The organism is Pantoea sp. X-Soil-TKNS-1280, assembly GCF_059730475.1.
This window is the reverse complement of the sequence record NZ_AP035964.1, coordinates 261,730-283,800: the sequence shown is the minus strand read 5'-3', so window position 1 is coordinate 283,800 and position 22,071 is coordinate 261,730. Positions and strand designations below refer to the sequence as shown.

The following is a 22,071-nucleotide window of genomic DNA, read 5'->3' as shown; positions in this document are numbered from 1 at the left end:
ATCACCATGACCGGAAAACTTCTGTTAAACGGGATGATGGCAGGGATCCTCGCTGGCATCATCGCCTTCAGTTTTGCCCATTTCTTTGGTGAACCGCAGGTTGATCGGGCGATTTCATTCGAAGAAACCCTCGCCGCACAACATAGCAGCGCCGGGGGTGAGCATCACCATGATCACGATGCCGATGGCGAAGTTTTCAGTCGCGGTACGCAGTCCGGCGCAGGTCTGCTGAGCGGGATGATCCTGTTCAGTGCGGCGATGGGCGGTGCTTTGGCTCTGGTCTGGTCGTTATGCTGGCAGCGCACTGGTCCGGTCGGGGCGAGAGCACTGGCGTTGGCGCTGGCGCTGGGGGGATTCCTGATCATGAGCCTGATGCCGGGGCTTAAATATCCGCCTAATCCACCGGCGGTGGGTGATGCGACGACCATTGGCTACCGGACGATGCTGTACTTCGTGATGCTGCTGGTCTCCGCCGTGATTGTGGTCACCGCCGCCTGGAGCGCGCATCAGCTGCGGGCGCGGCTGGGAAGCTGGAATGCGGCGTTGTGGGGATTGCTGGCCGGGCTGGCGATGCTGATCGTGGCCTGCCTGCTGATGCCAGCGATAAATGAGGTCCCGCATGGCTTCTCTGCCGATGTGCTCTGGCGTTTCCGTCTGAGCTCGTTCGGCACGCAGCTGACCCTGTGGTGCGCCACCGGGCTGCTGTTTGGCGTGTTTGCCGAAAAGACCGTGCAGAATCCCCGTCACCGCTACGCGACGGCAGGATACTGATGGTCGCTGTTCTGCAACTGATTTGCCAGGGGGAAACCCTGGCAAATCGCCACTCACGTTTTCCCGCTAATGATGTTCTGAGTGAAGCCTCTCGCCTGGCGGCACAACAGATGCAGGGAGACGTCGCAGCGGGTAGCCAAATATGGCTGGCACCGGAGCTGGCGGCACTACAGACGGCACAGGCGCTGGGGGTAGTGGGGCAAAGCGTAACGGCACTGGCAGAACCGGCTTATGGACTTTGGGCGGGGATGTCGATCAAAGCAGTGATCACGCAGCAGGGTGAGGATTTTCAGCGCTGGCTGGCAGGCGAGGCTGCACCGGGTGGGGAAGGGGTGGCGCAACTGCTGGTGCGCACTAGTGCATGGTTGTCTGGACGCATTGCCGGGCGTCAGCCGCAGTGTGCCATCGTGTCAGCTGCGGTGATTCGGGCAATGGTTATTGGTCTGCTGGGCGCACCGGTCAGTGCTTTTCAGTTGATTGATATCGCCCCGCTAAGTCTCACGACCCTGCGGGGCGATGGCAAACGCTGGCATCTCACCAGCATTAATTCAGTAAGACTCGCCTTCCCCGAAGGCTCCCTCTAACAGGCAAATTTTCGCTGCGAAATGTGCCCCGGCCTGTAACGCTGCCGGGATATTTCCCTTAGCACGCAGGCTCAGCAGAAAAGCGGTGATAAAGGCATCACCGGCCCCTAAGGTATCCACCGGGGTGACGGCTTCCGGTTGTTGCTGATACCAGTTTTCTCCGTCGAACAGTATGGCCCCCTCTGCGCCCCGCGTGGCGACGGCATAGCGGCTACCGGCCTGCGCCGCCTGCATCAGCAGGTCGCGCGTAGCTGCCAGCGACCATCCGGCACAGGAGAAAAAGGCCGCGTCGAGCCAGCGACATAATGGCAATGCTTGCTCAATGACGAAGTCATCGGAAAAATCATAGGTCAGCCAGCCGGGAAGCTTTGCCAGTTCAGGCAATTGCGCGTCGATATAGCTGTAGCTACTGGTGTGGATCAGCGCGAAATCTGCCAGCCAGGCACGATGTTGCAGCACGAAATCCATCGATTCCGTCTGGCGAACGCCGCCAAGATTAGAATCGAGAAACACCCGTTCGCCTTGCTCGATGGTCAGGCGCGCATAGCCATTTTCGCCTTCAGCCTTCCGGCAATAACGTGTATCGATATCCCGTTTTGCCAGCGTCCGCATCACATGGTCTGCTGCTGCATCGTTGCCGAAGATACCCAGATAAGCAGCAGAGGCATCCAGCATCGCCGCATACACGCTGAAATTGAGTGCGTTGCCACCCGGATAGCGCACGCGGCGGTGCTCATATTTATCGACAACGTTGTCGCCTACGCCAATCACTTTCATTGCCCGCAATCCTTAGTATTCCACTACGCCCATATAGCGACGGGTTGAGAGCGGATGCTGGCGAATATCAGCCAGCGCCGCACGATAGTCGCACATGATGCTGTAAAACAGCACCGGGTTAAAGTAGTCAACCACTAACACCGGCAGGGTATCCAGACCCAGCTCGCGGGCATCCACCACCACGGTTTTGTCGTTGTAACGATTGAGGAATCCCAGCACACGCTGATCTAAACCACGGGTGCGGCCTTCATTCATCAACAGAATAAAGGGAACGTGATTATCGGTGACTTCAAACGGACCATGAAAGAATTCCCCGCTGTGAATCGAAGCGGCATCGAGACGCTGCATTTCCATCAGGGAACAAATAGCAAAACCATAGGCGTGGCCGTATGAAGCGCCACTGGAAAGCACATAAAACAGCGATTCATGCTGATATTGTTGCGCGAAGTCGGCGCAGCGGGCAGCGACCAGGGTGCGGGCCCGGCGAATCACCTGATCGATCTGACCAAAGCTCTGCTGGAAATCATGCCATCCGGCGTAGTCTTCCACCTGACGCAGCACATCAACGCACAGGCTGAGGATCAGTGCCATCGGGTTTTCAGTGACCAGCGTGTCATCACCCCATTTATACAGCAGGTTATGGTCGGCCCATTGCAGCAGTTGCGCTTCGGCATTGTGCGTCAGCGTGATGGTGGCGGCTCCGCGTGTTTTCGCCAGCTGGGCGGCAGCGACCGATTCCGGCGTATTGCCGCCATGTGAACAAACGATAACGATTGACGACTCACCTAATGCGTGAGGGGTGGCATAGACAAATTCATTGGCTGTCATCATCCACGAGCGCAGGTTTTCCCCTTGCTCATTCAGGAAATAATGCGCCGGGTACATATCTACCAGCGAACCCCCGCAGGCCACAAGGAACACCTGACGCACCGGTTTATGCTGAAAATGGCCGCGCATCAGGGAGGAAATAATCGATTGGGTCTGCATGGAATTAATCACCGTAGATATTGAAATCAAAGTATTTTTTAGCTAAGCGGTCGTAGGTGCCATTGGCGCGAATGGTGGCGATGGCCTGGTTGAAACGAGCCTGTAACGCGGTGTCACTCTGGCGCAGGCCGATACCGGTGCCGGGTCCGAAGATCTCGTCATCCTTCACCTGCGGTTGCACCAGCGTGAAGTTTTTACCCTGAGGTTTACTGAGCAGGGCTTCGGTGACCACCACGGCATCGTCGAGGGTGCCATCGAGGCGACCGTTGGTCAGATCGGCATACACCGATTCCGCATCAGGATAGGCAATCACTTCCACACCGGCGTTGCGCCAGTATTTGTTGGCGTAGTTTTCAAACACCGAACCCTGCTGCACCCCGATACGTTTGCCCTTCAGCGACTGTGCCGTGGGGGTCAGCGAACTGCCTTTGGCGGTAATCAGGAAGGCAGGGGTGTTGAACAGTTTGTCGCTGAAAGCGATGGCTTTTTTGCGTTCGTCGGTGATCGAAAGAGAAGAAAGGATGGCATCAAATTTTTTTGCCTGTAGTGCCGGAATCAGCCCATCAAAGCTGTTCTGCACCCACGAGCATTGCACCTTCATTTCCGCGCAAATCGCATTGCCAAGGTCAATATCGAAACCGACAAGTTGACCGCTGGCATTTTTCGATTCAAAAGGTGGGAAAGTGGGGTCGATGCCTAAACGCAGTGGATCTGCGGCCATCGCCGTGTGGACACAACCAAATAAGGTTATTGTTGCGGCTATTACGGAGATGGTTTTTTTTATTTTCATTATTGTTTCCCTGGTGTTGTATTTATACCTAAAAACAGACCATATAGATTGATTTACACGCAATCTGATGTATATAGCAACAACAATTCGCCGCAAAGGCGTAAAAAAATCATCGTGGTATGTTATGCTTATTTATCAAATTACAAGCTTATCAATCATTTTTATTTTTTAAATCAAATGATTGGTTTTTAAATTCTTTTTACTGACACCAGAAAAAAACAGACCATGAACAGTCCGGAAAAGCAGACCAGAAGGCCGCGCAGAAGTTATCTTGATGCGCGCAAACGCTTACTCGAAATACTAAATTCACCCGATTTCAACAGCGGCGATCAGATCCCGGCAGAACGCGAGTTGAGCGAGATGCTGGGGATCAGCCGGATGACGGTGCGCAAGCTACTGGCAGAGTTAATTGATGAGGATGTGCTGGAACGGCGCGGGAATCAGGGGACCTGGCTGGTGGATACCGCCATTGAACGTCCGCTGCAACCGGCACTGGGGATCAGTAAAATTCTCGAACTGAATGGTGCAGTGCCCAGCAGCCAGTTGATCTTCTTTCACATTTCTCCGGCCAGCGCGCGCATTGCACGGTTGCTGCAGATTGCAGAAGGGGATGATTTAGTGATGATCAAACGCCTGCGTCTGGCCGATGGTCATCCCTTCTGTATTGAAACCAGTTATTTACCGCGAGCGCGTGTCGCGGATTTAAGCGCAGAGATGTTAGAAAAAGAAGGCTCCCTCTATCGCCTGCTGGCGGAACGTTACGCTATTCATGATGTTTATGATGAAGGGACCCTCCGTGCTGCCGCAATGAGTGAAGAGGACCATCTGTTGTTGCAGGCGAAACCAGAAAGTCCGGCGCTGGTGTACCGGGGTGTGATTTATGACAGCCAGCGTCAGCCGATTGAATATCTGGTTTCGGTGAACCATCCGCAACGGGTCGCTTTCCGCATCAATGGTGGATTGAATGCAGTGGATGTGACAGCGCCGTGAGTTGAAATTGTGTAATCAGACTAAGCATTAGAAACAACATGGTCGCCTGGAGATAAAACTGAACATCATGATGATGAATGCAATTTATTAGCGGGAGGGTGTGTTTTAAGTATTTAAAGATAATTCTAACTTCAGGCGAATACTATAAATTTCTGGAGAAAAACGGAAGTCATAAAAAGTGATTCAGATAGATTTTACCTAATTTAATTAAAGGTAAAATGACATGAATCCGATACTTAACAATACTCCAACATATAGCCACGCGGAGAGCGTGGCTTCAACATCCACCCATCAGGCAAGCACTACACCTTCCAGTTCTTCAGGTAGTGATGCATTGCAGTTTTTAAGGCAACCTGTACCAGACTTCCTTAGCGATTACGAACGTCAAACAATTATGACTGAGAGGTCTGATGCTTTTGGTAGATTAATTAGTGATTTTGATCCCGGCTCACCTCTTGACTTTTCTGGTATAGATTTAAGTGATATAAATCTCAGCGATGCTGTGACTTCAGGCTTGGGACAACAGTGGACAGACGCTGATTTCGAACGAATTTTTTGTAGTTCCGATGATGATAATTTTGAATCATTCGTTACTAATAATGGTCAACTTACGCAGAACCAACAAATACAGTTAATGAATGGAATGATCGATGCGATTGATAATAATGGCTTCGACTATAGTACTATCCCTGCCTCATTTATTGATGCGCTGAATGACACAGCTTATGCGGGTGATGCAAACATCTCACGATTTATTCGGGAGTGTAATCAACAAAAGAACATCAAAAAAAATGATAGTCAAGTCAGCCCAAACATAAATAGACCTACAGATTATTCTTCACCACCTGATGATTTTAAACTTCCAAATATTAATGGACTCGGAAATGTTAGGTCACTGAATGATGATAAGAATCAATATCTGGCTGAAACAACGAATACTTTAGTCAGGAATCGGTTTAAAAGAGATGCTTATAAAAGTAATAACAAAGCTAAAGCTCATGTGCCAGAAAGTGTCCAGCGTCAGCAACAGGCCAGGCATGTAGGATACCCACTACAAAAACATATTTTCAACGGAAGAGAGTTTCCTGATTTTACCCTTGCAATGAAATTTGGAATGGGTAATTGTGATGAAATGGCTGGTATTGCAGAACAAATAATCAACACCTCTGGTGGTTATGCAAGAAGATATGGCACGGCAAGATTGCATACGTTTACTTTAGTAGGTCACCCTCCTAAATCAGCAAAAGAGAATGTTCATTTTTCAGACTTTGGCAAATGCTGGGTTGTGGATCCCTGGGCAAATATTACCTGTAAGGCGAGTGAATACACAAAAAAATTTAAAGAAAAAATGGAGCAGTGGGCCAGCGAAGGAAAATTAATCTTTACCACGGATGACCGCTGGATTAGCCCAACTTCATCTGAGTGGTTAGATGCTTGCATTGAAAGTATTAAAACTCAAATGATTCCTGAATCTTTTTATCAAAATCAAGAAGAGGCAGAGAGGCCGGATGAACCCATAAAAGAATTACCGCCACCAGTTAGAGAAGCCCTTGATAACCTTGATCCCCAGAAGGAATCAACCACCACGGAAGATATGCAGAAGGCTTTGAAAAAAGCCAAAGAATTAGGTCCAGATACTTTTCTGCAGTGGCTGGATGAAGCAGATGTGGCGAAACGTCTGGCGGAGGGCATTCTCAGTGGCCAGTCAATAACCAGCTGCGGATTACTTCTGGAAGACCTGGCGAATGATTTGCTTGATTTATTAAAAGAAGGCGCTGTTCCCGCCAAACGAATTTGTGAAGCGTTATTCCCGCCACAAGCTAAAGAATTTATTATGGCCGCTATTCCCCAGCTAATGTTGAAACCGGCGGGTGTGAGATTGACACGATTAATGGAGCAACTCGCACAAAAAGATGAGGCAACTCGTTCTGATTTAGTTGATTCTATGTCTAAACGTTCTTGTGTACCCAGTATCGAACGTGCGAATTCAGAGAAAAGTGATTTTTATGATCGCGTCGCTAGCGTTTATGATCGTTCTGTTTTTCCCAAAATCACGGCGGCGCGAAAAGGAAAATTACGAGATCATCTGCCACTGGCATTTTATAAACAATCCAGCGACACTTTGGAAAATGGTAATTTAATGAGCATTAAACATCGGCGAATTGCATCATTTACAAAAATAAGAAATGATGCTCAAAAGTTAGCGCAGGCAATGAATAGTGATGAATTAGGGCATAGGACCATCACACCTGAAATGCTACGTGAAACTCAACAGAAGGATAATGAAAATTATGAAAAGCAAAGGAATGCAATTGTAAACTATCGTAAAATCCACATTGGTAATAAAATTTCCAGCGATATCATTGCTACCGTAAAACAACATATGCCCGAACCAGAATTTGTGAGGAACTTAAATAATTTAGCATCAGAAGTGCTTGCATTCACTAATGAAAGCAATGCAATTAAGGAAGCTGAATGGGAGTCTCGACAAGAACGTATTGAAGTTCTGCAAGGTTCATCTGACGTTGCAACTGATGGTTTGTTTATACTGGCTATGGCTGGTGCAGTTATTGAAGCGACGAGTAGTGTTGAGGAAAGTATGGTGCGTCCTGCTGGCCGTGATATTAATTCAATGATAGGGAAAGGTGAACTTAAGAAGGCAATAGATCTTAACGATTTACGAAACCGTCTTTTTGACAAATTTCATGGTCTCTGGCAGGAAACATTCAAACTACTTGAGGGTGGTGTTAACGACCCCTATGATGGATTGCTGTATACCATGTTAAATATCTGGGAAACTCATCTGCATTTATTAGCCCTGCCGAACTATGCTCTCGATCTTAAAGAGGCTAACGAAATCAACTCTAAAATGGTTCAGCAATTAGTTAGAGATGGATGGTTGAATTCAAATAACAATCCTGCCCTTGACCGTTTCCTTGCCCCAACGCCAACGCCAACCATATCCGCAGCCCCAGTCGTTGAGAAACCGGTTAGTAAAGAACCGGAAAGGCAAATATCTGCAGAATCGGCATCTATAGCCTCACCTCCGAAGAAAAGGGCTAAAACAAAGAAGCAAGCCCTTTTGGCTTGATGAAAAGTGTTTTGTTGCATGATCCAGAGGAACCTCTGGGTCATGTTATTGCAGCACATGTTCTAACCCGGTGAGGTTGCTTTTCTTTTTTGATAAAACCACACAGCCGCGCAACAGCAAAACTCTTTTTAAAACGCTATCGCGATGGCGCTTACCTTAGCGTGCAAACTATTTTTATTGTGCAGGCCTACTGAAAACCCCAATCCCTCCGATAACCCCTCCATGTCGTATTCAAATCAAGAATGTTCTTATTTAAAGGGCATCGTGGAGTGTGTGTGAGAAAAATGACGTCCCGCTCAGAGTGGCAGGTTCGCTGGTTGCAGGTTAAACACAGCGGGGGCCTGCCATGACTGAAATTATCCCGGCTGTTGATATTACTGCGTCTGCGCCAGTTCATTCCGCAGCACCCATCGCTTATCCATTCGTTCTTCCGCCAGACCGTCCCTCAATTAGGGGGCCAGCAGGCATCTTCTACGACTTTAATGATGGTGCCCGGATACTACTGCCTGCGGGGCGCTGGCGCGTTGCCTTACTGGACGATGACTCAGGCAACGTCCTGTTCAGCTGTGAGTCCGGTGCTGGCTGGGTTACATCTGCCAAAAAGTATTTTGTCCGTTTCCGCATTCAGGTCTGGCGTGGCGATGAAGTGACTCCACTGCTGGATGAAACCCTCTCCCTGAAGGACCGGGAGGTGCTGATTTCCTTCCCCACCGGCACGCTGGGCGACCTGCTGGGCTGGTTCCACTACGCGGAACGTTTCCGCCTGCTGCACGGTTGCCGGCTTGAGTGTGCGATGGCACCGAACATTATTAGCCTGCTGGAAGGGCAATATCCGCACATTCGCTTCTCCGCAGCGGATGCTGTGGTGCAGCGCACCCCGTATGCCACTTATCGCATCGGCCTGTTTTTCGGTGGCAACGACACGCACCAGCCGATCGACTTCCGCCAGACAGGTTTTCATCGCATCGCCGGACATATCCTGGGCGTTGATCCCCGTGAGGAGGCTCCGCGCCTCAACCTGAGCGCCGCGCGCACCATTACCGAGCCTTACGTCTGCATCGCTGTCCAGTCTACTTCCCAGGCCAAGTTCTGGAACAACGGACACGGCTGGGCGGAGGTGGTGGCGCACCTGAAAAGCCTGGGCTACCGGGTGCTGTGCATTGACCGTGAAGCCCGCACCGGCCGCGGCTTCGTCTGGAACCACATCCCGTACGGGGCGGAAGACTTCACCGGCAATCTGCCCCTGCAACAGCAGGTGGATCTGCTGCGGCACGCCAGCTTTTTTATCGGCCTCGCCAGCGGCCTGTCCTGGCTCGCCTGGGCGGCGCAGATCCCGGTGGTGCTGATCAGCGGCTTCAGCCTGCCGGGGGCCGAATTTTACACCCCGTGGCGGGTGTTCAGCAGCCACGGTTGTAGCGGCTGCTGGGACAGTCTGCATGAGACGTTCGACCACCAGGACTTTTTCTGGTGTCCCCGCCATAAGGGAACCGATAGGCAGTTCGAGTGTACCCGCCTGATTACTGGAAAACAGGTCTGCGGCGTGACTGACCGGCTCCATGCACAGCTGCATGGGCAGTAAAACCACGCAATAAAAACTACACACAAGGTGATGTGTTCACCTGCAAACACTAAAACAAGAGAGACAGGGAAATGAATAAAGCTTACAGGATTGTCTGGAGCGCTGCGCGTCAGGCTTGGGTGGTGGCGTCAGAACGTGCCGGAAGTGGTGGACGTCCGCCGCTGGCGGTGAAGAAAGCGGCATGTGCGGTCCTGCTGCTGGGGAGTGGTGTGGCGTCGCTGCCAGCAGGAGCGGTGATTTGGGGCGGAACCCTTACGGGAGCCGGATCCTCGATAACGCTTAATAGTGGTGATAGATCGAGCAGCCTCACCGTAACCAACAATGCTTATGAATATGTCAGTAGCGGTGCTGTAGCAACATCAACGGCCATCACCAATAGCGGCAATCAGGTGATTTATGCCGGGGGTTCTGCGGTCGCGACTACCATCAGCGGCAGCGGTTCTAACCAGTACGTCAATAGTGGTGGCCTGGCAACTGGCACAACGGTCAACAGCGGGGGAAGGCAGTATGTCTCGGCAGGGGGTTCTGTTTTCTCAACGACGGTGAATTCGTCGGGTTGGCAGGATGTCTACGGCAGTGCCGATTCCACTACCGTGAACTCTGGCGGTGTGCAGTATGTTGAGAGCGGCGGCAGCGCCAGCGCCACCACCGTCGAGGGCGGAAATCAGTTTGTTGTCAATGGCGGGTCGGTGACTGACACCGTGGTGAATTCCGGTGGTCAGTTGAATACCTACGGCAGCGTCACCTCTGCCACCCTTAATAATGGCGGCAGAGCGTTCCTCTACAGTGGCGGCTCGACGGTTGCGACTCAGATCAATTCGGGTGGCATCGAATACGTCAACTCAGGCACCCTGAGCACTTCAGCCGTACTCAACTCTGGTGGCTACCAGACGATATATGCGGGCGGCGAAGCCGTCGCGGCCACGGTATCGGGGGGAACTCAGCAGGTCTTTGGTGAAGCGAAGTCAACCACGCTGAATTCAGGCGGTGCCCAGTATGTTTACAGCAACGGCACGGCGACCGGTACGCAGATAGGTAGCGACGCGGCCCAGGGTATCTATGGGACTGCCAACTCAACCACGGTGGCGGCTGGCGGTGCGGAGTATGTTTACAACGGCGGCACGGCGAACTGGACTACCGTGACCAATAACGGCTACATGAACATCAACAGCGGCGGCACGGCGTCCGATGCCACAGTCAACTCCGGCGGGACGCTGTATGTTAATGATGGTGCCAGCGCTACCGGTCTGACGCTGGCATCCGGCGCGGTGCTGGTGACCAGTACCGGTGCCGCTCTTGCGGGTACCAACGCACTGGGGGCTTTTTCCATTAGTGGTGGTCAGGCGCAAAACGTGTTGCTGGAGAACAACGGTTTTCTGAACGTCAAATCTGGCGATTCATCGATCGGGACAGTGATTAACCAGGGAGGCTGGGAGTACGTCAACGGCAGTACCACCGGCACCACGGTGAATTCTGGCGGCGTGCAGTCCGTGACAGTGAGTGGTGCCACTAGCGGCACCATTGTCAACGCGGGTGGTGCTCAGAATGTCGCGGGTACGGCTATCTCAACCACGGTTAACTCCGGCGGTACGCTTTCCGTATTTAATGGTGGCTTTGCCTCAAGTTCTGTCATTAACGACGGTGGTCTGCTTAACGTCAGCAGTGGCGGCACCGCCACGGACACCGCGGTAGCGGCGGGCGGTTTGCTGAATATTGCTGACGGCGGTGTGCTGACGCTGGCAAACGGCAGCTTCGTCAACGACGGCGTCACCACCTATGACACCAGCACCAGCGCAGCACTGAATACCGATATCACCGGCAGTGGGCAGCTCACCAAGAACGGTTCTGGTACGCTTACGCTGGGCGGCACTTTCAGCCAGTCGCAGGTTAACCTCAATGACGGCGCACTGATCATGGACGGCCTGCAGGCGACCACGGACATTGTCGCGCAGTCCGGTACCTCGCTGTCGCTGGTCAACAGCACCACCCTGACCGGTATCATCGACCCGACTGACGTGAACATTGACCAGAGCAGTAGCTGGAATATCACCGGTGACTCACTGGTCGATACCCTGACGAACGCAGGCAGCATCGTATTTGTACCGTCGCAGGGAGCCTTTACCCCGTATACGCTGACTGTGACCAACCTGGTCGGCAATGGCGGCACCATCACCCTCTACACCGTGGCGGGCGACAGCAGCTCACCGATCGATAAAGTCGTGATTGATGGCGGCCAGGCTACCGGTAGCACCGGCCTGCTGGTGCTGAACCGGGGTGGACTGGGTGCCCAGACCACCGGCAACGGTATCGCAGTGATCCAGGCCATTAACGGGGGCACGACCGATGTCGGCGCGTTTACCCTGAACCAGCCGCTGGTGGCGGGTGCGTATTCCTACAGCCTGTATCGCAACGCTGACCAGAGCTGGTACCTGACTTCACAGCTGACACAAACGCCCGCTACGGATACCGGTAGCACCACGCCGGATGAAGGTAGCAGCGACACCACGCCGGTCAGCGGTACCACCAACTACCGTGACGGCATGTGGAGCTATGCGGCGCTGCCTTCACTGTCACTCGATTTCGACCGTCTGGTGGCAGGCACGGCGGATACGCGCTTCCATTACGCGCCGGACAGCCGGGTCTGGGGCCGTCTGGTGGCGGGCCATCTGCGCCATGCTGACAGCGGCAGTCTGACAGGCGGCAGCGTGCCGGAAAGCAGCAGCGCGTATAGTTTCCTGCAATTGGGTGGGGATCTCTGGCAGCTTGACGGTGCCAATGCCGACTGGCGGGCAGGGCTGTACGGTGCCACCGGCCTGATGCGCAGCGATGTCTGGCGTGACGGTGGCAGCCACGCGGCGGGTACCGATCGCGACACGTCTTATACCGGTGGTGTGTACCTGTCGGGCCACAGCCATGCCGGTTTGCATATTGACGGGGTGCTGCAGGCGAGTCATCACAGCCTGTCTACCAACTCGAACGACGGTACGCGGTTGTCAACCGATGGCACCGGCTGGCTGGCCTCGGCAGAAGTCGGACAGGCGTTCAGCGTCGGATCAAACCTGTCACTGGAACCGCAGTTGCAGTACACAGTGCAGGGTCTTAGCGTGGATGACGCACAAGATGAAGCAGCATCACTCAGCTGGTCCAACACTCATCGTCAGTCGGTTCGCGCAGGGCTGAAGGTTGGCTCGTCGCAGGATGCGAAGGCGAAGTTGAGCTGGTGGGTTACGCCATCGATAACGCAGAGTTACGGCGGCCACAGTGGCGTGACGGCATCGGTGCCGGGTGTGGCGGTATCGGAAGCATCGTTCAGGAGCAACCTGTCGGGTACCGGGGTTGGGATCAACGGGGGTCTGGACGCACGCATCCGTCAGAACGTGACGCTGGGTGTGCAGGGTGGCTGGTCTGATGCGCTGCACGGCGCGGAATCCGGCGGCTACTATGGACAGGTCAGACTGGGCGTGTCGTTCTGATCATCATCAATTAACAAGCCGGGCATCTTTGCCCGGCTTTAACGTAAAAAACCCTTTTAGATGAAAGGGTTTACCTTGCGGAAGATAATCGATCTCGTAGTTTTTTCAGACGCTCCTGCACCTCTTTATGGGGTTCAGTATCAACACATTCTTCAATATAGGGACCATGAACTGACAGGCTATCAAACGGCCACATTTCGAGAGCATTAATCGCCATCTGACGGTTTCTGATCACCGGACTTTTCAGCGCCGCTTCCAGTAAGGGCCATCCCATTTCTGGAAAGCGTTTTAATTCCTGCAATACCGCATCCAGGTTGCGCTGAGCAGCCCATTTGGGGCCCATGCCGCTGCTCAGTGCGGGTCCACTCGCCATTTCTTTGAGGTCGAACTGAGTTTCTGCCAGAAAACATACCTGGCTTGCCTGGACGGCATCGTCCGTCTGCATCAGTTGATACCAGAGCATTGATTCAGGATTATCTCGCTGTCGGGCAAAAAGGTCAGGAAAGGGATCCTCCTAGCGATGGCGGCATACTTCAATCGCAAGATTGAACAGGTAAGCTTCTTCACCCGCCAGTGCCTGAGTAGTCACCTCATCCCACATGGCTAATGCCAGCACCTCGGCGCTCATGGCCACTAACTGCGAGGAGGTCGTGGTATCTAATGATTTCTCACAATTAGCCCACTCACCCAGATTCCTGGCTGTGAGGTAGTGCAGTGGATGCGCGGGCTGATGTGCCAGGACGCTTTGTAAATAGAGCATGCAAGCCTTCCCACCATCATCATAAGCTGACATACCGGCTACTGGACCTTCGCTTATCAGCACATACAGCATTTCCGCTGCCCCCAACAGAAGGGGATCGTCGTATTCTGTTGCCAGCGCGTCCACTAACCCGCCTCGCAGCGCACAATTCAACGCTGTATATTCATTCATGACTGAGTTAGCGAAACCCTCACGTAACAACCATTGTCGCATCGTTTCATTCAGCGCATCAGGGATACGTTCCATTAGATGGATTCGGCCCCAGCCGTTGACCCTCTGTGCCATGGCAAACCAGATAGCTGCATATTGCTCTGGTTCAATCATGGAACGCATCGCGACGACAGCATAAAGCGTGAACTCGTCATGACGCCCCAATACCTGTAACACCTCCACGCTACGCTGGCCGGGAAAGAAGGCCATCAGTGCCATAGCAAACTTTACCGCGTTGCGATCCGGGCTTTGCGTGCACAGCGATAACACCAGGTCGTGGAGTCGATCCGCTTGCAGACCGGTGCTCTCCGCGATGGCTTTCATCAGTTCATCAATGTAATACAGTGGTGAATCCTGATTTATCAGGAGATACAACCGCTGCATTGTTTGTATGCCAGGTTTTGCCAGCACCTGCTTCAACGCCAGTAGTATCTTATCAGTGCCTGGGTCATCGCTTCCTGCACCGAAGTGATAAATCATCGTTCCTTCCAGTGCTCCCGGCGCCCAAAACGTTTCATCTGAATCACCTAATGGCTGATTCTCTAAAACATGATTATCCTCAGCCAGTGGGCGTGGCTGAGCATAGGTTTGCTCAAGGCGGGCATAAATCGACGGTAACTGTGCATCCCATACCACCGATATAGTCTGTTGCGGTTGCTTGCCCAATAATCTGTTAAGCCAGTTTTTCATATCCGTTCCCTGTTAAGCATGCTTTCCCAGCACGGTTTCAAATAGCAGTGCATCCAGCAAGGCGTCATCCCGCTTATCTGCTGATCGGGGGAGTGCCACTTCAGTACGTGCCAGTTCATCCTCGATAAAGGCATGTATCACGGGCCGGCGTGGCCCATATTGTGCTTCACCGGCTCGCTGTTTAGCAGCAAGCAACGCCGCAATATCCTGCAGTAACGGGCTATCATCCAGGGTTCCTTGCAACAACTGATCGAAACGCATCGGTGGTGCGCCTTTACCCGCTTCTATCCAGCGCACGGCTAACAGCGGGCGCAGCACATAAAAGTACTTTTTCAGCCTGACTTCATCGCCCTGGAGATACTGCCGGAAGTTCTTATGCGCCATAGACCGGTAGTGCCAACGCGCGCGTTCCGGTGAAAAGAAAAAATTGCTGATAGCGTTAATGCGGACCATCACATCATCGTTCTGCCGGTATATGATAGGGGAGTCCAGCCAGTCGATAAGTGTCGGGTTGGCGCGCTTTAACAGCCCCAGCGATTTGCGCCATTCCCAGCCGCAGACGTCAAGTTCAGCGTCGATCGGTTTTTCTATCACATCTCGCGGCGATTCAACGCGCAGATACCACTCAGGTTTGTGCACGTAGAGAAAACGCACATCATAATCACTGTCTGGTGAGGCAAAACCCCAGCCGCGGCTGCCTGATTCACAGGCAAACAGAATACGCACATCGTGTTCATCTTCGATCTGGAGCAGGACTTCCCGAACGCGCTTACGCATTGACTCATTAACGCTGTGTAATCCAGTCTGTATGTTCATCTCATTTATTTCCGTCACTGATTGATTTCGTTTCCATACATATAGCGGATAGCGTGCCAATAATTATATTTTGCAGGAATTGCTAATAACATTATGATTTTAATGTTAATTATTTTTTTCTTTCGATTTGCTACGTGAGGTGAGGAGAGATATTCTTATCTTATTGGATAAGAATTTATCTTGCAGGATAAGTAATGAAAAAACGTGTCGTTATCGGCATGCTGGGAACTCAGCTCGACAGGCGCGGTAAGCGTCAACATCGGTGGACCAAATGGCGTCCAAGTGTCGCGTTGTGCCTGCATGAAGAGTTACCCATTGACCGTTTCGAGTTGTTGTATCAACCACGCGATATCAGCCTGGCAGAACGCCTGATCGAGGACATTGGCGAAATCTCGCCGCAGACCAGGGTGGTGCCACATGCGGTTAGCCTCACAGATCCCTGGGATTTCGAAGAGGTTTACGGCGCATTCCTCGATTTCGCAAGCCGTTATCCCTTCGATACCGAGCATGAGGAGTATCTGGTGCACATCACCACGGGTACCCATGTGGCGCAGATTTGCTGGTTTCTGCTGACTGAAGCACGTTATCTGCCTGCCAGCCTATTGCAGACCGGTCCGGGTAAAAAAGGAGAAGTAGCACCGCAGGGGGTGTACTCGGTCATTGACCTGGACTTGAGCCGCTACGCCACGTTAACCAGTCGCTTTCAGTATGAACAGCAGAGTTCGGTATCATTCCTCAAGTCAGGTATCGAGACTCGCAATCCCACGTTTAACGCCCTCATTGAGCAAATTGAACGCGTGGCGCAGCGATCCAGTGCGCCGATGCTTTTAACGGGACCAACAGGTGCGGGGAAATCGTTTCTGGCAGAGCGTATTTTTCAGTTGCGCCAGTCACGCCATCAGGTCAAAGGAAAATTTGTCGCTGTGAACTGCGCCACGTTGCGTGGTGATAACGCCATGTCAACGCTGTTTGGGCATATCAAAGGGGCGTTCACGGGTGCATTGGCTGCACGCACGGGTTTGTTGCGTGAAGCTGATGGCGGCATCCTGTTTCTGGATGAAATCGCGGAGCTGGGCCTTGACGAACAAGCCATGCTGTTGCGCGCGATTGAAGAGAAACACTTCTTCCCGTTTGGTTCAGACCGTGAAGTTAGCAGTGATTTTCAACTGATTGCAGGCACGCATCGTGATATGCATCAGTGGGTGAGGGAAGGGCGTTTCAGGGAGGATTTATATGCTCGTATAAATATGTGGAGCTACAGGCTGCCGGGACTTGCTGAGCGTCGTGAAGACATTGAGCCTAATGTTGATTACGAATTACAGCGCTTTATGCGCAACCAGCGCAGTCAGGTGCGTTTTGAGAAAGATGCGCGCACTCACTACCTTCGTTTTGCGAATTCAGTGGATGCCACCTGGCGAGGCAATTTTCGTGAACTCGGTGCCAGCGTAGCGCGTATGGCCACACTGGCAGAAAACGGACGCATTACATTGGCACTGGTGGATGAAGAGATCGCCCGTCTACAGGCGAACTGGCATACAGAAGATCAACAGCCTGTGGCATTGCCCATTGAGTGTGACATCGATCTGTTTGATCAAAAGCAATTAGAAACGGTCATTGAAGTTTGCCAGCGCTCTGCCTCGCTGTCAGAAGCTGGACGCAGGCTCTTTGCCATCTCCAGACAGCAAAAAAAGCAGCCAAATGATGCTGATCGGTTGCGTAAATACCTTATGCGTTTTGATTTAAGCTGGGAAGATGTGCACAAAGAAAAGGGTTGATGAGCCAGGGAGTCTGGGCAAATCAACTGAGCTTCAAGCTTCAGCGAATCGACAGATCCCAGCCATTCCTGAATATCTTACTGGCCCTGTTATGGAGCATCCTCATCCCTAAAATAGTGCGCGGGATCTCACTATTTTCTGCGATCCTTTCCCTGAGAGATACCCGTCAGTCTGTCCAGACATCATTGAAAATATCACGCAACATTTTGATAAATAATCAATAAACATATTCCTGACCTTAATGTCACAAGATGGCATTCTTTATGCATTATAAAAATCATAATGGCATTATGAAAATTCACTTTGTTTTGAGTGAGTGTGGGTTAAGCAGGCCTGGACATACGTCTGGCGTCGTTTCGCTTCTATGAGGATCTCCCTGTGGCTAAATATGCAATCAGCTGTACCTGGCAAAGAAAAACCCTCAGCGCCGTTGTGCTGGCCAGCGCCGTGCTCGGACTGTCTGGAGTCAGTGGCACCGCATCTGCTAACGAACTGGCGGACATCAAAGCACACGGCGAGATGGTGTGCGGCACGCTCTCCACCACCGAGCCGATGGGGTTTACCGATGCCAAAACCCGTAAAGTTGTCGGATTTGATGTTGATGTTTGTCAGGCACTGGCCGACCAACTCGGCGTGAAAATGGTGCAGAAAACCCTGTCCGTGGAAGCACGCATTCCGGAATTACAGATTGGCCGGGTTGATATCCTTTCCGCCGCACTCGGTTACACAGCAGAAAGGGCAAAACAGATTGATTTCACTTCCTCACATTTCCAGGTGCCACTGAAAGTGCTGGTGCCGGTCAGCGATGGCGATAAATCCCTGGCGGATTTGGACGATAAACGTGTCGGCATGACTTCCGGGTCCACTTCTGAATATTGGTTGCGCAAATCTTTCCCGAAAATCGGCGTCGTTACCTATCACGATTCCCCATCAGCATTTCTGGCGCTTCAGCAACGGAAAATCAGCGGGCAGGCATTTGCACAAACCTCCGGCATCCGTTATCTACAGGCCGGGAAAGGGAAATATGCCTTTATTGACCAGCCGATTGGCTGGGAACCCAACGCGCTGGGCGTCAGAAAAGGCGAACCTGAATTTCTGGCGGCGGTTAACAGTGCACTGGAAAAAATGGAGCAGGAAGGCAAACTGGATGCCATCTGGAATAAATGGCTGGGTAAGGGTACCGTCTATAATATGCCGCGGGAACATAAATTAGAACCGATCGAACAAATCAAACTCAGTACAGAATAAATCGCCGAAAAATAGATGATGATACTGCCGCATCTGATTCCGGTGCGGTAATCATTACGCCTGTTTTGCAAGAAACGAATATCAACCTCTATACGCAGTTATCTCATCATGATGACTATTGATTATTACGAATCTCACTGCGTTAAGGAGCTGAGTTGCAATGGTAAGTTTTGATCCACTTTCACTGCTGCAGGGTGCTTATTTGCAGTGGCTGATAACAGGTCTGGAAACAACATTAAGCCTTTTTGCTTTATGTCTGATCTCCAGCTTTATTCTGGCATTATTTCTGACCGCGATGCGTATATCAGGTATTGTCCCCCTACGCTGGTTTGTCGTTATTTATGTCGAATATCACCGTAATGTGCCGGTACTGGTTCAGTTGCTGCTGTGGTATTTCGGACTGTCGGCAGTGTTACCCGATATATTGTCTCAGTGGGTCAATGAGCACGGCAGTGAATTCTTCTTTGCCTATGTGGCTCTGACGCTGAATACCGCAGCATTTATGTCAGAAGATCTGCGCAGTGGCTTGCGCTCTATCGCCAGTGGGCAGATGGAAGCCTGCCGGGCGCTGGGGCTAACTTTTGCCCAGGCCATGCGGGATGTGATTTTACCGCAGTCGATTCGCGTCTCTGTTCCACCACTCATTAATCAGTCACTGGCGTTGTACAAGGCCACCAGCCTGGCAATGGCGATCAGCGTTGCAGAGCTCACCTACGCGGCCAAGCAGATTGAAAATGAAACCTTCAGGACCTTTGAAGCGTTCGCCATTGTCTCGGTGATTTATTTGCTGGGTTCATTGCTGATCGTTGGCGTCGGCTTTGCCTACGATCGTTTCATTTACCACGCCGGGAGCCGCTAAGATGAACGATATGCTTTCAATCGTGGTGAACTATCGCGACCTGATCCTGGTCGGGGGATATCCTGACGGCCCGCTGGGCGGATTAGCCCTGACGTTGCTGATTGCGGCGGCGGGTTTAATCTGCGCATTCCCGCTGGCGATATTGATCGGCATTGCCCGCACCAGCAAACATAAAATCATCTATGTGCCGGTAACATTATTTTCCAGCGTGATTCGCGGCCTGCCGGTATTGATGCTGGTGTTCTGGTCTTATTTTGCGGTGCCGTTAATTTCCGGCCATTCTATTTCTGGCGTGAAGACGTTGACGGTGGCGTTGATTATTTACGAAATGGCATTTTTAGGCGAAGTGGTCAGGGCCGGTATTAATGCGATTCCAAAGGGACAAACTGAAGCTGCCCGTACCCTGGGAATCAGTCACACCCGAACTATGTTTGAAATTATCTTGCCGCAGGCATTATTTAATATGATCCCCAGTATTCTGAATCAGTTCATTAACCTGATCAAAAATACTTCACTGGGTTATGTCATTGGTGTTGCCGAATTAACCTACTCCGCTTATCAAATCAACACGCTGGAGTTAACCAAGCCGCTCCAGGTATTTGGCGTGCTGGCAATTATCTATTTCATTATCTGTTTTTCGTTGACGCAACTGGTTGGAAAACTTGAAAGCGTTTTAAAGAAAAAACACTAAGTTAACCTGCAGGAGAAGGCAGATGTTAAGAATTGAAAACGTTGAGAAGTGGTATGGACCCAATAAAGTCCTCAACAACGTCAACGAGGTGGTGGAAAAAGGTGAGGTGGTGGTGGTTTGCGGTCCATCCGGGTCAGGCAAATCGACCCTGATCCGTACCATCAACCGGCTGGAAGAGATTCAGCAAGGACGGATTCTGGTTAACGGTGTAGACAGCCGCGCGCAAAACACCGACCTCAACCAGTTTCGCAGCAACATCGGTTTCGTTTTCCAGCAGTTCAACCTGTTTGCCAACCTCACCGTGTTGCAGAACGTCACGCTGGCGCAGCGCCGGGTGCGCAAGAGTAACAAACGGGAAGCCGACGCGGTTTCCATGGCCTTGCTGGAGAAAGTCGGCCTCTCGGCGAAACTGCATGCCTATCCCCATCAGCTCTCGGGTGGACAGCAACAGCGTGTCGCCATTGCCCGCGCCCTGGCGATGAAACCTCCGGTCATGCTGTTCGACGAGCCGACCAGTGCGCTCGACCCGGAAATGGTCGGCGAAGTCCTGCAGGTCATGAAGCAACTCGGCAAGGAAGGTATGACCATGGTGTGTGTCACCCACGAAATGGGGTTTGCCCGGGAAGTGGCCGACCGGGTGATCTTCATGGATCGCGGTGAAATCCTTGAACGAGCTAAGCCAGAAGACTTTTTCCACCATCCCCAACATCCGCGCGCAAAAATTTGTCGCCGATATTCGCCACTGACAGGACCAATAAGAATGACCATTTTATCCAATACCCTCTCCCGAATTAAACCTTCCGCCAGCAACGCGGCCAGCCAGCTGGCGCGTGATATGAAAGCGCAGGGGAAGGATGTTATCGCCCTGAGTTCCGGAGAACCGGATTTCGATACCCCGGAACACATCAAGCAGGCGGCATTGCAGGCGATGAACCAGGGCGAAACAAAGTACCCGCCCATCGCCGGTATTCCTGCGCTGCGCGAGGCGATCGTGGCCAAATTTAAACGCGATAATCAGCTGGAATACACCGTTAAACAAATCATCGTCTCCAATGGTGCCAAACAGATTATCTCCAATGCGCTGATGGCGACGCTGAACGCAGGTGACGAGGTGATTATTCCCGCACCTTACTGGGTGTCTTACCCGGAAATGGTCGCGCTGGCGGGCGGCACGCCAGTTACCGTCGCGGTCAGTGAAGCGCAGGGATTCAAACTCTCAGCAGAAGCGCTGGAGCAGGCGATCACGCCGAAAACCAAGTGGCTGTTGTTCAACTCACCTTCCAACCCAACAGGCGCGGTGTATTCCTTTGAAGAACTGCGTGCGCTGTCCGATGTGCTGCTGCGTCATCCGCATGTCTGGGTGATGTGTGACGATATCTATGAACAACTGATTTATGACGACAACCAGTTTTACACCTTCCCGCAGGTTGAACCCGCGTTGATGGATCGTTCACTGGTGATCAACGGCGTATCGAAAGCCTATGCCATGACCGGATGGCGCGTCGGCTACGGTGCCGGACCTGCAACGCTTATCAAAGCGATGGAAACGATCCAGGGACAAATCACCTCTGGAGTCTCTTCTATTTCCCAATGGGCTGCCGTTGCGGCGCTGAATGGTCCGCAGGATTTCCTTAATGACTGGCGCGCCAGCTTTGTTATGCGTCGCAATTATGTGGTTGAGGCACTGAATGCGGCCCCTGGCCTGACGTGCCAGGTGCCTGCGGGGGCGTTTTATGTCTATCCCTCCTGTGCCGGTGTACTGAATAAAACCACGCCAGCCGGACGTGTTATCCGCAGCGATAAAGACTTCACCGAAGCCCTGCTGGAAAGCGAAGGTGTGGCGCTGGTACACGGCGACGCATTCGGCCTGGCACCGAATTTCCGTCTCTCGTACGCCGCGTCGATGGAGCAACTGCAGGAAGCCTGCACGCGTATCCAGCGTTTCTGCCGTAGCCTGCACTAAGCTACTGCCCGGGCTTC

Annotated in this window: 17 protein-coding genes and 1 pseudogene; 12 read left to right on the top strand and 6 right to left on the bottom strand. The window is 52.2% G+C overall.

Annotated features, from left to right (window positions below):
• Positions 1-6: 6 nt before the first annotated feature.
• Both AC6I8X_RS24555 and AC6I8X_RS24550 read left to right on the top strand, forming a co-directional pair.
• Positions 7-771 (top strand): CbtA family protein, encoded by a 765-nt coding sequence (locus AC6I8X_RS24555; protein WP_497841480.1) that lies wholly within the window; start codon positions 7-9, stop codon positions 769-771.
• Entirely contained in the window at positions 771-1,355 is a 585-nt protein-coding gene (locus tag AC6I8X_RS24550; protein WP_497841479.1) for a histidine phosphatase family protein, read from the top strand. The genes AC6I8X_RS24555 and AC6I8X_RS24550 overlap by 1 nt, the downstream gene beginning before the upstream one ends.
• Here AC6I8X_RS24550 and AC6I8X_RS24545 read toward each other — a convergent pair.
• From AC6I8X_RS24545 to AC6I8X_RS24535, 3 genes are read right to left on the bottom strand one after another with little or no spacing between them, the layout of a single operon-like run.
• The gene (locus AC6I8X_RS24545; protein WP_497841478.1) at positions 1,320-2,132 is read right to left on the bottom strand and encodes a PfkB family carbohydrate kinase; all 813 of its coding nucleotides are present in this window, start codon (positions 2,130-2,132) and stop codon (positions 1,320-1,322) included. The two genes, AC6I8X_RS24550 and AC6I8X_RS24545, sit on opposite strands and share 36 nt — an antisense overlap.
• A 12-nt stretch (positions 2,133-2,144) precedes the next feature.
• A complete protein-coding gene (locus AC6I8X_RS24540) occupies positions 2,145-3,119 on the bottom strand; it encodes an SIS domain-containing protein (RefSeq protein ID WP_497841477.1) in 975 nt (324 codons plus the stop codon).
• A gap of 4 nt (positions 3,120-3,123) precedes the next feature.
• Positions 3,124-3,903: an ABC transporter substrate-binding protein gene (locus AC6I8X_RS24535; protein WP_409521709.1), complete on the bottom strand. Its 780-nt coding sequence runs from the start codon at positions 3,901-3,903 to the stop codon at positions 3,124-3,126.
• A 231-nt stretch (positions 3,904-4,134) separates the two neighbouring features.
• Here AC6I8X_RS24535 and AC6I8X_RS24530 point away from each other — a divergent pair, with 231 nt between their 5' ends.
• From AC6I8X_RS24530 to AC6I8X_RS24515, 4 genes are all read left to right on the top strand, one after another.
• Entirely contained in the window at positions 4,135-4,899 is a 765-nt protein-coding gene (locus AC6I8X_RS24530) for a GntR family transcriptional regulator (protein WP_497841476.1), read from the top strand.
• A 223-nt stretch (positions 4,900-5,122) separates the two neighbouring features.
• A complete protein-coding gene (locus AC6I8X_RS24525; protein ID WP_497841475.1) occupies positions 5,123-7,990 on the top strand; it encodes a hypothetical protein in 2,868 nt (955 codons plus the stop codon).
• A gap of 346 nt (positions 7,991-8,336) precedes the next feature.
• Positions 8,337-9,569, top strand: coding sequence for an autotransporter strand-loop-strand O-heptosyltransferase (locus AC6I8X_RS24520; protein WP_497841474.1), 1,233 nt, complete (start codon positions 8,337-8,339; stop codon positions 9,567-9,569).
• 71 nt (positions 9,570-9,640) lie between these two features.
• Positions 9,641-13,042 carry an AIDA repeat-containing protein gene (locus tag AC6I8X_RS24515; protein WP_497841473.1) on the top strand — a complete coding sequence of 1,134 codons (3,402 nt, stop codon included), beginning with the start codon at positions 9,641-9,643 and terminating at the stop codon, positions 13,040-13,042.
• Between the two features lie 70 nt (positions 13,043-13,112).
• Here AC6I8X_RS24515 and AC6I8X_RS24510 read toward each other — a convergent pair whose 3' ends face one another.
• From AC6I8X_RS24510 to AC6I8X_RS24500, 3 genes are all read right to left on the bottom strand, one after another.
• Positions 13,113-13,487, bottom strand: coding sequence for a hypothetical protein (locus AC6I8X_RS24510; protein WP_497841472.1), 375 nt, complete (start codon positions 13,485-13,487; stop codon positions 13,113-13,115).
• A 69-nt stretch (positions 13,488-13,556) separates the two neighbouring features.
• The gene (locus AC6I8X_RS24505) at positions 13,557-14,702 is read right to left on the bottom strand and encodes a hypothetical protein (RefSeq protein ID WP_497841471.1); all 1,146 of its coding nucleotides are present in this window, start codon (positions 14,700-14,702) and stop codon (positions 13,557-13,559) included.
• 12 nt (positions 14,703-14,714) lie between these two features.
• Entirely contained in the window at positions 14,715-15,518 is an 804-nt protein-coding gene (locus tag AC6I8X_RS24500; protein ID WP_497841470.1) for a nucleotidyltransferase domain-containing protein, read from the bottom strand.
• 194 nt (positions 15,519-15,712) lie between these two features.
• Between AC6I8X_RS24500 and rtcR the strand changes: the two genes are divergently transcribed.
• The 6 genes and pseudogenes from rtcR to AC6I8X_RS24470 all read left to right on the top strand — a co-directional run bounded on the left by rtcR (position 15,713) and on the right by AC6I8X_RS24470 (position 22,054).
• Complete coding sequence (rtcR, locus tag AC6I8X_RS24495) at positions 15,713-17,293, top strand: RNA repair transcriptional activator RtcR (RefSeq protein ID WP_313685460.1); 1,581 nt, start codon at positions 15,713-15,715, stop codon at positions 17,291-17,293.
• 378 nt (positions 17,294-17,671) lie between these two features.
• Complete coding sequence (locus AC6I8X_RS24490; protein ID WP_313685462.1) at positions 17,672-18,541, top strand: transporter substrate-binding domain-containing protein; 870 nt, start codon at positions 17,672-17,674, stop codon at positions 18,539-18,541.
• Positions 18,542-18,701: 160 nt separating this feature from the next.
• Positions 18,702-19,400 carry an amino acid ABC transporter permease gene (locus AC6I8X_RS24485; protein WP_497841469.1) on the top strand — a complete coding sequence of 233 codons (699 nt, stop codon included), beginning with the start codon at positions 18,702-18,704 and terminating at the stop codon, positions 19,398-19,400.
• A 10-nt stretch (positions 19,401-19,410) separates the two neighbouring features.
• Positions 19,411-20,091 carry an amino acid ABC transporter permease gene (locus AC6I8X_RS24480; protein WP_497841692.1) on the top strand — a complete coding sequence of 227 codons (681 nt, stop codon included), beginning with the start codon at positions 19,411-19,413 and terminating at the stop codon, positions 20,089-20,091.
• A gap of 22 nt (positions 20,092-20,113) precedes the next feature.
• Positions 20,114-20,689: pseudogene (locus AC6I8X_RS24475) on the top strand (amino acid ABC transporter ATP-binding protein); the annotation flags it as partial.
• 162 nt (positions 20,690-20,851) lie between these two features.
• Complete coding sequence (locus AC6I8X_RS24470; protein ID WP_497841691.1) at positions 20,852-22,054, top strand: pyridoxal phosphate-dependent aminotransferase; 1,203 nt, start codon at positions 20,852-20,854, stop codon at positions 22,052-22,054.
• The last annotated feature ends 17 nt before the right edge of the window (positions 22,055-22,071 follow it).